This is a genomic window from Streptomyces sp. NPDC006711, from assembly GCF_042869775.1.
Lineage (GTDB): Bacteria > Actinomycetota > Actinomycetes > Streptomycetales > Streptomycetaceae > Streptomyces.
In genome coordinates, this window is sequence record NZ_JBIAGO010000001.1 from 564964 (window position 1) to 578999 (window position 14036).

The 14036-nt window shown below is 71.6% G+C and carries 12 protein-coding genes; 7 read left to right on the plus strand and 5 right to left on the minus strand.

Annotated features, from left to right (window positions below; all coding sequences use genetic code 11):
• Nucleotides 1-118: 118 nt before the first annotated feature.
• From ACFYM2_RS02455 to ACFYM2_RS02470, 4 genes are all read left to right on the plus strand, one after another.
• Nucleotides 119-1405 carry a sensor histidine kinase gene (locus ACFYM2_RS02455; protein WP_388832703.1) on the plus strand — a complete coding sequence of 429 codons (1287 nt, stop codon included), beginning with the start codon at nt 119-121 and terminating at the stop codon, nt 1403-1405.
• Nucleotides 1405-2037, plus strand: coding sequence for a response regulator transcription factor (locus ACFYM2_RS02460; RefSeq protein WP_359007642.1), 633 nt, complete (start codon nt 1405-1407; stop codon nt 2035-2037). The genes ACFYM2_RS02455 and ACFYM2_RS02460 overlap by 1 nt, the downstream gene beginning before the upstream one ends.
• 161 nt (nt 2038-2198) lie before the next feature.
• Nucleotides 2199-2909 carry a class I SAM-dependent methyltransferase gene (locus ACFYM2_RS02465; RefSeq protein ID WP_359007639.1) on the plus strand — a complete coding sequence of 237 codons (711 nt, stop codon included), beginning with the start codon at nt 2199-2201 and terminating at the stop codon, nt 2907-2909.
• Nucleotides 2910-2935: 26 nt separating this feature from the next.
• Complete coding sequence (locus ACFYM2_RS02470) at nt 2936-3445, plus strand: GNAT family N-acetyltransferase (RefSeq protein ID WP_359007685.1); 510 nt, start codon at nt 2936-2938, stop codon at nt 3443-3445.
• A gap of 137 nt (nt 3446-3582) precedes the next feature.
• On the opposite strand, the gene ACFYM2_RS02475 is transcribed toward ACFYM2_RS02470, so the two are convergent.
• Complete coding sequence (locus ACFYM2_RS02475; RefSeq protein ID WP_388832706.1) at nt 3583-4416, minus strand: helix-turn-helix domain-containing protein; 834 nt, start codon at nt 4414-4416, stop codon at nt 3583-3585.
• Nucleotides 4417-4551: 135 nt separating this feature from the next.
• Here ACFYM2_RS02475 and ACFYM2_RS02480 point away from each other — a divergent pair, with 135 nt between their 5' ends.
• Nucleotides 4552-5613 carry an aldo/keto reductase gene (locus ACFYM2_RS02480; RefSeq protein ID WP_388832709.1) on the plus strand — a complete coding sequence of 354 codons (1062 nt, stop codon included), beginning with the start codon at nt 4552-4554 and terminating at the stop codon, nt 5611-5613.
• A gap of 141 nt (nt 5614-5754) precedes the next feature.
• Here ACFYM2_RS02480 and aspS read toward each other — a convergent pair whose 3' ends face one another.
• Nucleotides 5755-7521 (minus strand): aspartate--tRNA ligase, encoded by a 1767-nt coding sequence (gene aspS, locus ACFYM2_RS02485; protein WP_359007630.1) that lies wholly within the window; start codon nt 7519-7521, stop codon nt 5755-5757.
• 708 nt (nt 7522-8229) lie between these two features.
• Between aspS and ACFYM2_RS02490 the strand changes: the two genes are divergently transcribed.
• Nucleotides 8230-10476, plus strand: coding sequence for a SpoIIE family protein phosphatase (locus tag ACFYM2_RS02490; RefSeq protein WP_359007627.1), 2247 nt, complete (start codon nt 8230-8232; stop codon nt 10474-10476).
• On the opposite strand, the gene ACFYM2_RS02495 is transcribed toward ACFYM2_RS02490, so the two are convergent.
• Both ACFYM2_RS02495 and ACFYM2_RS02500 read right to left on the minus strand, forming a co-directional pair.
• Nucleotides 10422-11510: an AI-2E family transporter gene (locus ACFYM2_RS02495; RefSeq protein WP_388832712.1), complete on the minus strand. Its 1089-nt coding sequence runs from the start codon at nt 11508-11510 to the stop codon at nt 10422-10424. The genes ACFYM2_RS02490 and ACFYM2_RS02495 overlap by 55 nt on opposite strands.
• Before the next feature lie 200 nt (nt 11511-11710).
• Nucleotides 11711-12682 (minus strand): pirin family protein, encoded by a 972-nt coding sequence (locus tag ACFYM2_RS02500; RefSeq protein WP_359007622.1) that lies wholly within the window; start codon nt 12680-12682, stop codon nt 11711-11713.
• A 237-nt stretch (nt 12683-12919) separates the two neighbouring features.
• Here ACFYM2_RS02500 and ACFYM2_RS02505 point away from each other — a divergent pair, with 237 nt between their 5' ends.
• Nucleotides 12920-13306, plus strand: a complete 387-nt coding sequence (locus ACFYM2_RS02505) for a VOC family protein (protein WP_359007619.1) — start codon at nt 12920-12922, stop codon at nt 13304-13306.
• 265 nt (nt 13307-13571) lie between these two features.
• On the opposite strand, the gene ACFYM2_RS02510 is transcribed toward ACFYM2_RS02505, so the two are convergent.
• Entirely contained in the window at nt 13572-14033 is a 462-nt protein-coding gene (locus ACFYM2_RS02510; protein ID WP_100575483.1) for an SseB family protein, read from the minus strand.
• Between the last annotated feature and the right edge of the window lie 3 nt (nt 14034-14036).

The following is a 14036-nucleotide window of genomic DNA, read 5'->3' on the forward strand; positions in this document are numbered from 1 at the left end:
GAAAGCCGCCCCGGACGCAGTACGGCCTGAGCGAGACCTGGGGTAGGGCCAGACCTACCCCAGGTACGGACCCTGGACCGATGGCAGCGGGTCTGCGGGGTCGCTTACGGTCGTCCACATGCGACCTCGGAATGTGTGGCAGGCCATGTCGCGTCCGGGCTACCCGCTGTCGGTCTGGCCCTGGCGTGCCGCCGCGTACCTGTGCACCGGCGCCGCCACCTTGGTGGCACTGCTCGCGGCGGCAGCGGTCTGCGGTGTGCTCGCCCTCGTCCTGGTGGGGCTGCCCCTGCTCATGATGGTCGCCCTCAGCGGGATCCCCCTGGCCTGGGTGGAGCGGCACAGGCTGCGCCTGATCGACCGCGACCCGGTGTCCGGTCGGCATCGGGTGCCGAACGCGCCGGGGCTGTGGGCCTGGCTGTCCACCCGGCTGCGTGAACAGGGGACTTGGCGGGAGTTCGGATACGCGCTGCTGTTCGCCGGGATCCTGTGGCCGCTCGACGCCCTGGCCGTCACGATCGCCCTGCTCGTCCCGCTGTCCATGGTCGCCACCCCGCTGCTGATGGCCACGGTCGGCGACGGCCAGGAAGCAAAGGTGCTCAAGCAGTGGACGGTCACCACATGGCCGACCGCTTTCGGCGTCGCCGTACTGGGCCTGCTTCTGATGGGCCTCGGCGCCTACATGCTCGGCGTCACGGCGGGCGCTCGCGCGGAGCTGGCCCGGCTGCTGATCGGCTCCCCCGAGGGTGAGCTCGGCGTCAAGGTGGTCGAACTGACCCGCTCCCGCGCTCGGTTGGTGGACGCCTTCGAGGCTGAGCGGCGCCGTATCGAGCGGGATCTGCATGACGGCGCCCAACAGCACCTCGTGGCCCTGACGATGGCCCTCGGCCTGGCCCGCCTGGATGCGGCGCCCGGCCCGCTCGCCGACCAGCTCACCAAGGCGCATGAGGAGGCGGGCAAGGCGCTCGCGGGACTGCGCCAGCTCATTCACGGCATCTACCCCAAGGTCCTCACGGACTACGGCCTTCAGGCCGCCGTCAGCGACGCCGCCGACCGCTGCGTGGTCCCCGTCGACGTCGACCTCGAACTGCCGGGCCGTCCGTCCCAGCCGGTGGAGTCCGCCGCGTACTTCGCGGTCTGCGAGGCGCTGGCCAACGTCACCAGACACAGCGGGGCCAACCGCGCGCGGGTCAGCGGTGGTCATCGCGACGGACGCCTGTTCCTTGAGGTGCGCGACGACGGTCGCGGCGGCGCGGATCCCTCGACGGGCAGCGGCCTCACCGGTCTCGCGGACCGGGTGTCGGTCCTCGATGGCAGACTCGCTCTGACCAGTCCGCCGGGTGGGCCGACTCTTCTACGTGTGGAGTTTCCTTGCGAGTTGACCGAGACGGCCGATCGCTCCGCGTAGTGCTGGCCGAGGACAGCGTGCTGCTGCGGGAAGGGCTCATCGGCCTGCTCAGCCGCTGCGGCCACGAGGTGGTGTCGGCCGTCGGGGACGCGCGGGCACTGGTCGCGGCGGTCGAGGAGCATGCCCCCGACATCGTGGTGACGGACGTCCGCATGCCGCCCGATTTCCAGGACGAAGGGCTGCACGCGGCGGTGCGACTGCGCGAGCGGCGTCCCACGCTCCCGGTCCTGGTCCTCAGTCAGTACGTTCAGCGTACGTACGCGGCCGAACTCCTGGACTCCGGAGACGGATCGGGCGTCGGCTATCTGCTCAAGGACCGCGTGGGACACATCGAGGAGTTCATGGAGGCGCTGTGCGAGGTGGCGGCCGGCGGGACGGTGGTCGACCCCGAGGTGGTGCGCCAACTGCTGCGCCGCCGCCGCGATCCGCTGGCGCAGCTCACCCCGCGCGAACGCGAAGTACTGGCATTGATCGCCGAAGGCAGGTCCAACGGCGCGATCGCCAAGGAACTGGTGGTGTCCGAAGCGGCGATCGGCAAACACATCGGCAACATCCTCACCAAGTTGGACCTGCCTTTGACGGACCTGACCCACCGCAGGGTCCTGGCCGTCCTGACCTTCCTGCGGGCCTGACCCGCCGAGGGCATCGCGCCGCCACGTCTGGTTCGCACTATTACGGCACGGGTCACTATTACGGGACGGGTGACGACGAGACTCGGGGCCCGCCCCGAAGCACCGCTCCCGCATCTGGACACCGACCGGCTCTCACGGAGGGTGCGTTAGCGTGCTCCCCCATGAGCGCCCAGACATGGCTGACGGACACCCGGGACTCCTACGACACGGTCGCCGTGAGCTATGCCGATCAGCTCCGTGAGGCGTTGGCGGGTGAGCCGTATCTGCGGGCGGTTCTGGCGCTCTTCGCCGAGCTCGTACGCGACGCGGGCGGCGGGACCGTCGCGGATGTGGGCTGCGGGCCCGGCCATGTGGCCGCACACCTGCGGGAGTTGGGCGCCGACGCGCTCGGGGTCGATCTCTCGCCCAGGATGATCGAGGTGGCCCGGCGCGACCACCCGGGGCTCCACTTCGCGGTGGGCTCGATGACGCGGCTCCCCCTCGCGGACGCGTCCGTCGCGGCCGTGCTCGCCTTCTGGTCCCTCATCCACATCCCCGACGAGGCGGTCCCCACCGTTTTCGCCGAGTTCCACCGCGTGACGCCGCCGGGCGCACCGCTGCTGCTCGGCTTCCACCTGGGCGACGAGACCCGCCTGAAGACCCAGGGCTACGGCGGCCACCCGATGAACGTCCACATCCATCTGCGCCGCCCCGACCGGGTCACGGCGTGGCTGGGGGAGGCGGGGTTCACGGTCGAGGCGGAGTTCCTGCTCGACCTCGACGAACGACAGCCGGGCGCGGTCCTGTTCGCGCGCCGGGAGGGCCAGGGCCTGTCGCCCGCTGCGAAAGTCGCTGGTCATGGGCCATCGGGCTGTGCTTCCATGCAGCAGTGAAGATCCGATGCGTGTCCGGCGCGGACGTGGCCCCGAGAGCCCGGCAGCGCAAAGATCGCGATCTCGGTGACTGTGTGCGGGTGCTGGCCGAGGTCCATGAGCAGGACGGCTATCCGGTGAACTGGCCGGACCTGCCCGAGGCTTGGCTCACGCCGCCCCTGCTCATCGCTTCATGGGTGGCGGAACTGAACGGCCGCGTCGCCGGCCATATCGGCCTGTCCCGGAGCGACGCGGGGGACGCGGCACCTGGTCTGTGGAGCGTTCGTGCAGGGGTGGGTACCGACGCGACCGCCGTGGTCAACCGGCTGTTCGTCGCCCCGTGGGCTCGTGGCCACGGCATCGGCGCGCTGCTGATGGCGCGGGCTGCCACCGAGGCACAGGACCGCGGCTTGCATCCGGTGCTCGACGTGGTGGCCTCCGACACCGCGGCGGCGGCTTTGTATGACCGGCTCGGCTGGCAGTTGCTGGCCACCGTCGAACAGCGGTGGAGCCCGGAGCAGACGGTAACGGTCCGGTGCTATGCGGCGGCGCCCTGACGGGGTCCCGGTCGTACCGCGTGGCTAGGGCCCGGCGGTGTCCGCCCGCACACGGCCCGGGCGACCGCGCGACCGCCCCGGACCCGGCCTCGGCACCCGGGCGATGGCTCCGGCCGGCCCCTACGCACAGCCCCGCGTCAGCTCCCGCTCAGCCGCCTCAGCCCCGCCCGGCTCGCGTCGTCCGCCGCGCGGAACAGCAGCAACCGCTGGTCCGGGTCGTGCAGCGGCGCCAGCACTTCGGCGGCGAGGGCCAGCGAACCCGCCTCGGGGTGGCGCAGCACCTTGTGGCCCCGGCCGCCGGCCACGACGTCCCCCTCGGCCCATAGTTCCGCGAACTCCTGCCGCGTGGCACGCAGTTCACCGATCAGGCCGGTCAGGACCGGGTCCTTGGGGTGGGCCGCCCACGCGGCGCGCAAGTGGGCCACCCCTTCCCGTACGACCCGTTCCCGGTCGGCGTACCGCGCGCGGAGTTCCGGGTGCGCGAGGCAGAGCCACATCGCGTTGCGCCGCGCGGGGGGCAGGGCGGCGAAGTCCAGGAGCAGCGCCGCCATTTCGGGGTTCCACGCCAGGATGTCGTACCGGTGGTTCAGGAGCATGGCCGGCAACGGCGCCAGGTCGTCCACCAGCCGGGCCAGCGGGGGCGCCGCGGCGGTGGCGGGAGCCTCGGCGGTACGGGGGCGCCGCTGGGCCAGGTCGAAGAGATAGGCGCGCTCCACCGGTGGCAGTCGCAGCGCCCGGGCCAGCGCGTCCAGTACGTCCGCCGACGGCCTGAGCCCGCGCGCCTGTTCCAGGCGTACGACGTAGTCGACGCTGACCCCGGCCAGCTCGGCGACCTCCTCGCGGCGAAGGCCCGGGGTCCGCCGCCCCGCCCGGCGCGCCGGAAGCCCCAGGTCGCCCGGGTCGAGCCGTTCGCGCCGGGTCCGCAGGAACGCGGCCAGCTCCTGCGTCGCGTCCACAGCCAGGGTCGTCATGCCGGGCCCAACAGCCAGGGTAGGACCGCTGTTCCCAGGATCGTCCCTCCCTTATGCCCGGCTTTCGAAGATCGCAGGGTTGCCCTCGACGACGGATCACGCACGACGGTCCGCTCAGGACCTCAGGAGGACACCATGCCGCTCACTCTCGACACCTACCGGCTGCTGGGCCGATCGGGCCTGCGGGTCTCGCCCCTGGCGCTCGGCACCGCGGCCTTCGGCACCGAATGGGGCTGGGGCGCCGGCGAGGAGGAGTCGCGCCGCCTCTTCGACCGCTACACCGAGCAGGGCGGCAACTTCATCGACACCGCCGCCACCTACACCGAGGGCAGCTCGGAGCGTCTGCTGGGCACCTTCGCCCACGGCCGCCGCGAGAGCCTGGTGCTCGCGACCAAGTACTCGACCCTTCGCCGCCCCGGCGACCCCAACTCCGGTGGCCCGCACCGCAAGAACCTCCTCGCGTCGGTGGAGTCCAGCCTGCGCCGCCTGAACACGGACTACATCGACCTGCTCCATCTGCACGTGTGGGACTTCACGACGCCCGTCGAGGAGATCCTGCGCGGCCTGGACGATCTGGTCCGGCAGGGCAAGGTGCTGTACGTGGCGATGTCCAACGTGCCGGCCTGGCAGGTCTCGCGGATGCAGGCCATCGCCGATCTGCGCGGCTGGGCGCCCCTGGTCGCGCTCCAGATCGAGTACAGCCTCATCGAGCGCACCGGCGAGCGCGACCTGATCCCGATGGCCCGCGAGATGGGGCTCGGGGTGGTCCCGTACTCGCCGCTGGGCGGCGGGCTGCTCACCGGCAAGTACAGCCGCGCCGACCTGACCGGCACGGGCCCCGCCCCGGACGGGAGCAGCCGCAGGGACCACAACGCCGCCCTGGGCATGCTGACCGAGCGCAATCTCGGCATCACGGACGCCGTGCGGGAGGTCGCCCTTGAGACGGGTCACACCTCCGCCCAGGTGGGCCTCGCCTGGACGTTGCGGAACCCGGCCGTGACGGCCTCCGTCATCGGCGCCCGCACACTCGACCAGCTGGCGGACAACCTCGGCGCCCTCGACGTCGACCTCACCGACGCCCACCTGGCGCGCCTGGAGGAGGCCGGCGCCATCGAGCCCGGCATCCCGCACGCGCTGCTGGCCGGCGATCCCATGCGGCGCGCGACGAGGGGCGAGCTGACGATTCAACTCCGCTGACGACCCCGACCCCGCCTGACGGTCCAACTCCGGGGCCGAGCAGGGTGGTTGGGGCTGATCGGGGTGGTTGGGGCCGAGCGGGGCGGTTGGGCCCGCCCGGCCCCAACCACCCCAAGGGAACAACTCCCTTACCCGTGCCGCCTACTTGTCGGCGACCGGCTTGCGCAGCGCGATGTTCAGCTCGCGCAGGCGGGACTCGTCCAGTTCGGTCGGCGCGCCCATCATCAGGTCCTGCGCGTTGCCGTTCAGCGGGAACGCGATGGTCTCCCGGATGTTCGGCTCGTCCGCGAGCAGCATCACGATGCGGTCGACGCCCGGCGCGATGCCACCGTGCGGCGGGGCGCCGAGGCGGAAGGCCTTCAGCATGCCGCCGAACTCGCGCTCCACGGTCTCCCGGTCGTACCCCGCGACCTCGAACGCCTTGAACATGATCTCGGGCTCGTGGTTGCGGATCGCGCCCGAGGAGAGCTCGACGCCGTTGCAGACGATGTCGTACTGCCAGCCCAGGACGTCCAGCGGGTCCTTGGTCTCCAGAGCCTCCAGGCCGCCCTGGGGCATGGAGAACGGGTTGTGCGAGAAGTCGATCTTGCCGGTCTCCTCGTCCTTCTCGTACATCGGGAAGTCGACGATCCAGCAGAACCGGAAGACGCCCTCCTCGAAGTGACCGGCGCGCTTGGCGGCCTCGACGCGTACGCCCGACATGATCTTGGAGACCTCGTCGAACTCGCCGGCGCCGAAGAACACCGCGTGCCCGGGGACCAGGCCAAGACGCTCGGTGAGGACCTTGACGTTCTCCTCGGTGAGGAACTTCGCGATCGGACCGGACAGCGACCCGTCCTCGCCGACCCGCACCCAGGCCAGGCCCTGCGCGCCGAGCGAGACGGCGTACTCGCCGAGCCCGTCGAAGAACTTCCGGGACTGGCCCGCCACGTCCGGCACCGGCAGGGCGCGCACGTGCTTGCCGGCGAACGCCTTGAACGCCGAGCCCTCGAACACGTCGGTGATGTCGACGAGTTCGAGCTTGGCGCGCAGGTCGGGCTTGTCGTTGCCGTACTTCAGCATCGACTCGCGGAACGGGATGCGCGGGAAGGGCGAGGTGACGTGGCGGCCGCCGCCGAACTCCTCGAAGAGCTCGGTCATGAGCTTTTCGATCGGCTGGAAGACGTCCTCCTGCTCGACGAAGCTCATCTCGACGTCGAGCTGGTAGAACTCGCCCGGCGAGCGGTCGGCGCGGGCGTCCTCGTCGCGGAAGCAGGGCGCGATCTGGAAGTACCGGTCGAAGCCGGAGATCATCAGCAGCTGCTTGAACTGCTGGGGGGCCTGCGGCAGCGCGTAGAACTTGCCGGGGTTCAGGCGGGAGGGGACCACGAAGTCGCGGGCGCCCTCGGGGGAGGTCGCCGTCAGGATGGGCGTGGCCATCTCGTTGAAGCCGAGCGCGACCATCTTGGAGCGGATGGCGGCGATCACGGCGCTGCGCAGCATGATGTTGCGGTGCATGCGCTCGCGGCGCAGGTCGAGGAAGCGGTACTCCAGGCGGCGCTCCTCGTTGACGCCGTCCTCGGCGTTGATCGTGAACGGCAGCGGGTTCGCGGCGCCCAGCACCTCGACCTCGCCGACCTCGATCTCGATCTCGCCGGTCGCCAGCTCACCGTTGACGTTCTCGGCGCCGCGCGAGACGACCTTGCCGTCCACGCGGACGACGGTCTCCTTGGACAGCTTGTCCAGGGCTTCGGCGCCGGGGGTGCCGGGGCGGGCGACCAGCTGCGTGATGCCGTAGTGGTCGCGCAGGTCGATGAAGAGGATGCCGCCCAGGTCTCGGCGATTGTGCAGCCAGCCGCTGAGCCGGACGTCGGTGCCGACGTCGGAGGCGCGGAGCTGGCCGCAGGTGTGGGACCGGTACCGGTGCATTACTCATCCAATTCTTCGCGACCGTGGTCGCGACTTCTTCGCGAGATTCTTCGCGAGACAGGCGGGAATCAACCCGCCCAGGTTACCGCCCACCCCACCCCCCTCCGGGCCACCACCAGCCCGGGCTCCGGTCGCTGATCCGGGCCAGCGCCAGCCCCGCCGGGGGCGCGGGACGGGCTCAGGATGTCCATGCGGACCAGCACCAGCCCCGCCGGGGGCGCGGGGAACTGCGCGAGAAGCGACCACGACCCGCACCCGAAGGTCCCTGGGGCTCCGCCCCAGACCCCGATCGCGCCTGAAGGGCGCTCGTCCTCAATCGCCGGACGGGCTGGGGATGCCTCAGCAGGAGCCCTGTTAGGGGCGCGGGGAACTGCGCGGCCAGCCACGCACGGCCCGCAGCCGGGGCCTCTGGGGCTCCGCCCCAGACCCCGTTCGGCCTGAACGGCCTCGTCCTCAAACGCCGGACAGGCTGGGTATGCCTCAGCATGAGCCCCGCCAAGGGGCGCGGGGAACTGCGCGACCAGCCACCCACGACCCGCACCCGACGTCCCTGGGGCCCCGCCCCAAACGCGAGGCGCGGGGAACTGCGCGAACGGACCCCGCCCGCCCGCGCGGGAAAGGCGTACCCCGCAAACGGCACACCCCACGGGGCCACCCCGGCCCCGCCATCGGTGGCGACCGATGCGTACATCTTCTTAAATAGGGGCAATGCGCACAGAGGACGTCCTGGCCGCGATCGCGACTGGCCTGTGGCGGTGGGACAACGCCTCCGGGACGGTCACCCTCGACGCCGAGGCCGCCCGGCTCCTCGGCCTGCCCCCGCACGACACGACCCTGACCGAGGCAGCGGCCCGCTCCCGTTTCCACCCCGTCGACTGGAACGAAGTCGACGGCATCGTCCACCTGGCCCTCGCCGAAGGCACCCTCGCCGAGGTCCGGCTGCGGATCATGGACGAGCACGGCCACGTCCTGCGAACCGTACGCAGCCGCTCCAAACCCATGCTCAACGGCGAGGACTACCTCCTCATCGGCACCATCCAGGAGGTAGCCGAGCCCCAGCCCGGCACCACCGCCGCCCACCCCTCCATCACCGGCGACTGGCGCCGCTCACGCGAGGCCTTCCTGCTCGACGCGGGCCGCGCGCTCGCCGAGGCACGCTCGACCTCCGAGGTGCTGCGGGTGGCCGCGTCGCTGTCCATGCCGGGCTTCTCGCCGGACGGGCTCGCGGTGTTCGGGGTGGCGGGTGAGCGGCTGACGATCATCGGGCACCACGGGCACGACCCCGGCGACGACGGACCGTTCACGGACATGGCGCTCGACACGGACTATCCGGCCGCCGACGTCGTCCGCAACGGGCGGGCCATCTATCTGCCGAGCCCGCAGGAGTACCGGCGCCGCTTCCCCGCGACCTGGCCGATGGCACAGCGCTTCGAGCGCCAGTCATGGGCGTTCGTCCCCCTGATCGTGGCCGGGCGCACGATCGGCGCGTGGATGGCCGCGTTCAAGAACCCGGTCGCCTTCACCCCCGACGAGCGCTCGGTCCTGACCACGGTCGCCCGCATGCTGGCGCAGGCCCTGGCCAGGGCGGGGGAGGCGGAGAGCGAGCGCGAGTTCTCGCTCGGGCTCCAGCGCTCCATGATGCCGACGCTCGGCCCCGAGATCCCCGGCATGACGGTGGCCGCGCGCTATGTGCCGACCGGTGGCGGACTCCAGGTCGGCGGCGACTGGTACGACATGATCCCGCTGCCCGGCGGCGGCTCCCGCACGGACTGCGGGGGCGGCCGCTTCGCGCTGGTCATCGGCGACGTGCAGGGCCACGACGTGCGGGCCGCGGGGCTCATGGGACAGCTCAGGATCGCGCTGCGGGCGTATGCGAGCGAGGGCCACAGCCCCGACGCGGTCCTCTCGCGCGCCTCCCGCTTCCTGTACGGGATCACCGAGTCGTACGGGCTGCCCGAGCCGTCGGGCGACGGATACCAGGACCCCACAGCCCCCACAGCCCACCCGGCCCACCCGGTTCATACGACCCACGCGGACGCCGCCCACGACGCGGACCACGCCCCGCGCTTCGCGACCTGCCTCTACATCGAGGTGGACCCCGCCACCGGCACCCTGGACATCGCCCGGGCCGGCCACCCCGACCCGGTGATCCGCACCGCCGACGGCACCGCCCTGATCCGTCCGACGGCGGGCGGCCTGCCGCTCGGCATCGAGGCCGACTCCGACTACCCGACCACCCGGCTCGTCCTCGACCCGGACGAGACGATCATGATCTGCACGGACGGTCTGATCGAGACCGGCGGCCACGACATGGCGAGCGGCTGGACGCGGCTGCGCCCGGTCCTGGAGAAGCACACGGGTGACAGCCTTGAGGAGCTGGCCGACGAACTGGTCCAGGCCGTGCACGGACCGTCCTCGCACCACACCACGGGCCCGCTCGTGGACCGGCGCGAGGACGACATCGCGCTCCTCCTGCTGCGCCGCAACGACGTGTCCGCCGGCGCGGGGGCCGCGCCGCCCGAGGTGGTACGCCGCACCGCCCTGACCGTCGCCCAGGCCGAACCGCAGCAGATCGCGGGCGCGCGCCGGCAGCTGCGCGAGCTCCTGCACGACTGGTCGGACGACGAGCAGGTCGACTCGGCGGTCCTGATGATCTCCGAGATGATCACCAATGTCCTCGTCCACACCGACGGCGACGCGCTGCTGGTGGCGGAGGCGAGGGGTCCGCTCGGCAGCCGGCGCCTTCGCGTGGAGGTCGCCGACGCCAGCGACGAGCTCCCCCACCGCCGCCGCCCCGGCGAACTGGCCTCCAGCGGCCGGGGTCTGATCCTGATGGAGATGCTGGCGGACGCGTGGGGCGTGGACCCGCGCGGCGACGGCAAGTCGATCTGGTTCGAGCTCTACGAGTCCGCGCCCGGCGCCCGCCCGGACGCGGCGCCCCCTTCCCCGGAGTAACGCCGGCGCACCTCCCCGAGCACCCCGAACGCGGCCGCCGCCACCGGGACCGCGAGCAGCATGCCGACCAGGCCCGCCACATCGGCGCCCGCCGTCAGGGCGACCATGATCATCGCGGGGTGCATCTGCACGGTGCGGCTCTGGATGACGGGTTGCAGGATGTGCCCTTCGAGCTGCTGCACCGCGAGGACGATGCCGAGCGTCCACAGCGCGGTGCCGAACCCCCGGTCGGCGAGCGCCACGAGCACCGCCACCGCGCCGGAGACGAAGGCGCCGAGGTAGGGGATGTACGCGCCGATGAAGACCAGCGCGCCGAGCCCGAGCGCGCCGGGCACGCCGAGGACGAGCAGCCCGACCGTGATGCAGACGGCGTCGATGAGCGCGATGAGCGTGGTCCCGCGCATGAACCCCTCGACCGCCTCGAAGGCGCGCCGCGCCATCGCCTCGACGGTGTCGCCCGCGCCGCGCGGCGCGATCGCGTGGGCCAGACCCACGGCCCGGTCGGAGTCCTTGAGGAAGAAGAAGGTCAGCAGGAGCGCGAGCACGCTGGTGGCGACGAGCGTGCCGAGCAGACTGAGCCCTTGGAGCACCCCGCCGGCCGCGCTCGCCCCGAACTTGGACAGCAGCTTCTTGGCGTTGTCGGCGATGTTGGTGACGCCGTCGCCGCCCGCCACCCCGAAGTGGTCGGCCACCACCCACTGCCCGGCCTGCTTGAGCGAGGCGAGGATCTGGTCCCCGGTGTCAAGGAGCGCGCTGACCACGACGTACCCGGCGCCGCCGACCACCGCGACCAGCGCGACGCAGGTGAGCCCGGCCGCGAGCGAGCGCCGCAGCCCGAGCCGGATCAGCCACCGGTGCACGGGCCCGAGCAGCGCGGTACCGAGGAGGGCGAGCAGCACGGGCGTCACGGCCGTCTTGAACACGGCGCACAACCACACCCCCACCCCGACGACCCCGGCGACGAGCAGCACGACGACACACCAGGCGGCGATCCGACGGGCGGCCTCGGGCAGCACATGCCTGAACGACTCCACCCCACCACCCGACCACGGCCGCACCCGCCCCGCCTCCCGAGCGACCCCAGACGAGTGACACCCCGTCAGGACGGGTCCTGACAGGGTGTCAATGTCCCGTGCAGCGCACCCCGACACATTGAGGCACGCGGCAAGTCACTCTCCGCGTAGGCGGGTTGAGGCGCCACGGGGCCACGGGCCCATGGGGCTACGGGTTGGCCCTACAGGCCGTTCTCGGTCATGCCGTGGACGGCCGGGATCGTGCCCAGGCGGCCCTTCTGGAAGTCCTCGAAGGCCTGCTGAAGCTCGTCGCGGGTGTTCATGACGAACGGGCCGTAGTGCGCCATCGGCTCGCGGATCGGCTGCCCGCCGAGCAGCACGACCTCCAGGTCGGGGGTGTTGGCGTCCTGCTTCTCGTCCGCGCGGACGGTCAGCGAGCCGCCCTCGCCGAACACCGCCGTCTGCCCGGTGTGCACGGGCCGCCGCTCGGCGCCGACCGTGCCGCGCCCGGCCAGCACGTACGCCAGGCCGTTGAAGTCCTCCCGCCACGGCAGCGTGATCTGCGCGCCGGGTGCGAGGGTGGCGTGGACCATCGTGATCGGGGTGTGCGTGATGCCGGGGCCGTCATGGCCGTCCAGCGAACCCGCGATGACGCGCAGCAGCGCGCCGCCGTCCGGCGAGGTCAGCAGCTGGACCGAGCCGCTGCGGATGTCCTGGTAGCGCGGGGCCATCATCTTGTCCCTGGCCGGCAGATTCACCCACAGCTGGAGGCCGTGGAAGAGCCCGCCCGACATGACCAGCGCCTCCGGCGGCGCCTCGATGTGCAGCAGGCCGGAGCCCGCCGTCATCCACTGGGTGTCACCGTTGGTGATGGTGCCGCCACCGCCGTTGGAGTCCTGGTGGTCGAATATCCCGTCGATGATGTAGGTGACGGTCTCGAAGCCGCGGTGGGGGTGCCAGGGGGTGCCCTTGGGCTCGCCCGGCGCGTACTCCACCTCGCCCATCTGGTCCATCATGATGAACGGGTCGAGGTACTTGTAGTTGATCCCGGCGAACGCGCGGCGCACCGGGAACCCCTCCCCCTCGAACCCCTGCGGAGCGGTGGTCACGGCGAGGACGGGCCGCGCCGAAACGCCCTCCGGCGCGGTCACACGCGGCAGGGTCAACGGGTTTTCGACGGTCACAGCAGGCATGGGACGGCCCTCCTTGCGGGATGCTCTACGTTCAAAGTAGTTGAATGCTGAACATCTAGCAAGGGCGGGTTCATTCCCGACCTGGTCACGGGCACGCCGCGGGCCCGCACCCGGAGGGGTACGGGCCCGCAGCCGTACGGAATCGGCGTGCCCGGCCGGGCAGCGCCTGCCGCGAACATGCCGACCACATCTCAGATAGGACCCGGCCTGTCCTACATCCCTCATAGCGTCCCGCCCATGAGCCACGAAGACACGTCAGAACCCACGTTCCGCTACTCGGCGGTCACCTTCGACTGCCCTGACCCCGCCGAGTTGGCCCGCTTCTACGGAAAGGCCCTCGGCCTGCCTGTGGCCCACTCCACCGAGGACTTCATCCTGCTCGGCCAAGAGGGAGCTGCGGGACTGGGGTTCAACCGGCTCACCGACTACCGCCGCCCCACTTGGCCCGACCCCTCCCAGGAGAAGCAGGCCCATATGGAACTGGGCGTCGACGACCTGGACGCCGCTGAGGCTCGCCTGCTCGCCCTGGGGGCGGTCAAGCCCGCATTCCAGCCGGACCCCGACCGGTGGCGGGTCCTGCTGGATCCCGCAGGCCACCCGTTCTGCATCTCCACCCTGGCCTGAGCACGAGCGTCCCGTGCGTGTCCTGCGCGCATCGGGCGCCGGCGCCGGCGCCCGATGCGCGCAGGATCCTCGGCCAGTTTGCCCCGGCCCCAGAGGGCTGCTAGGGGGTGTCTGGTGGATCAGGGTCGGTCAGGGCGCGGCGTCTGGTGCGGTGCATCGCAAGGCGCCGGAGCGTCTCGATAGCGGAGCTATCGGGGCGATTCGGCAACGCCGCGAGGTGCCGTGCCAGACGCCGCGCCCCCGGCCATGGTCCACCAGACACCCCCTAGCCGTACATCCGCCGCATCGCGAAGTCGACCATCTGCTCCACGGCCTTCGCGTCGAAGACCATCCGGTGGTCGCCCTCCATGTCGAGCACGAAGCCGTACCCGGTCGGCAGGAGGTCGATCACCTCGGCGCCGGTGATCACGAAGTACTTCGACTCCTTGCCGGCGTACCGGCGCAGCTCCTTCAGCGAGGTGAACATCGGGATCACCGGCTGCTGGGTGTTGTGCAGGGCCAAAAACCCCGGGTTGTCACCGCGCGGGCAGTACACCCGGGCCCCCGCGAAGATCTGCTGGAAGTCCTCGGCGGAGAGCGAGCCGGTGGTGAAGGCCCGCACCGCGTCCGCGAGCGAGGGCGGCGACGGCTCCGGGTACAGCGGCTGCTCCCCGTACCCGCCCTGCATCTGCTGCTGGGGCGGGGCGTACTGCTGCTGCGCGCCCGGGTTCTGGTCGTAGCCGTACATGGG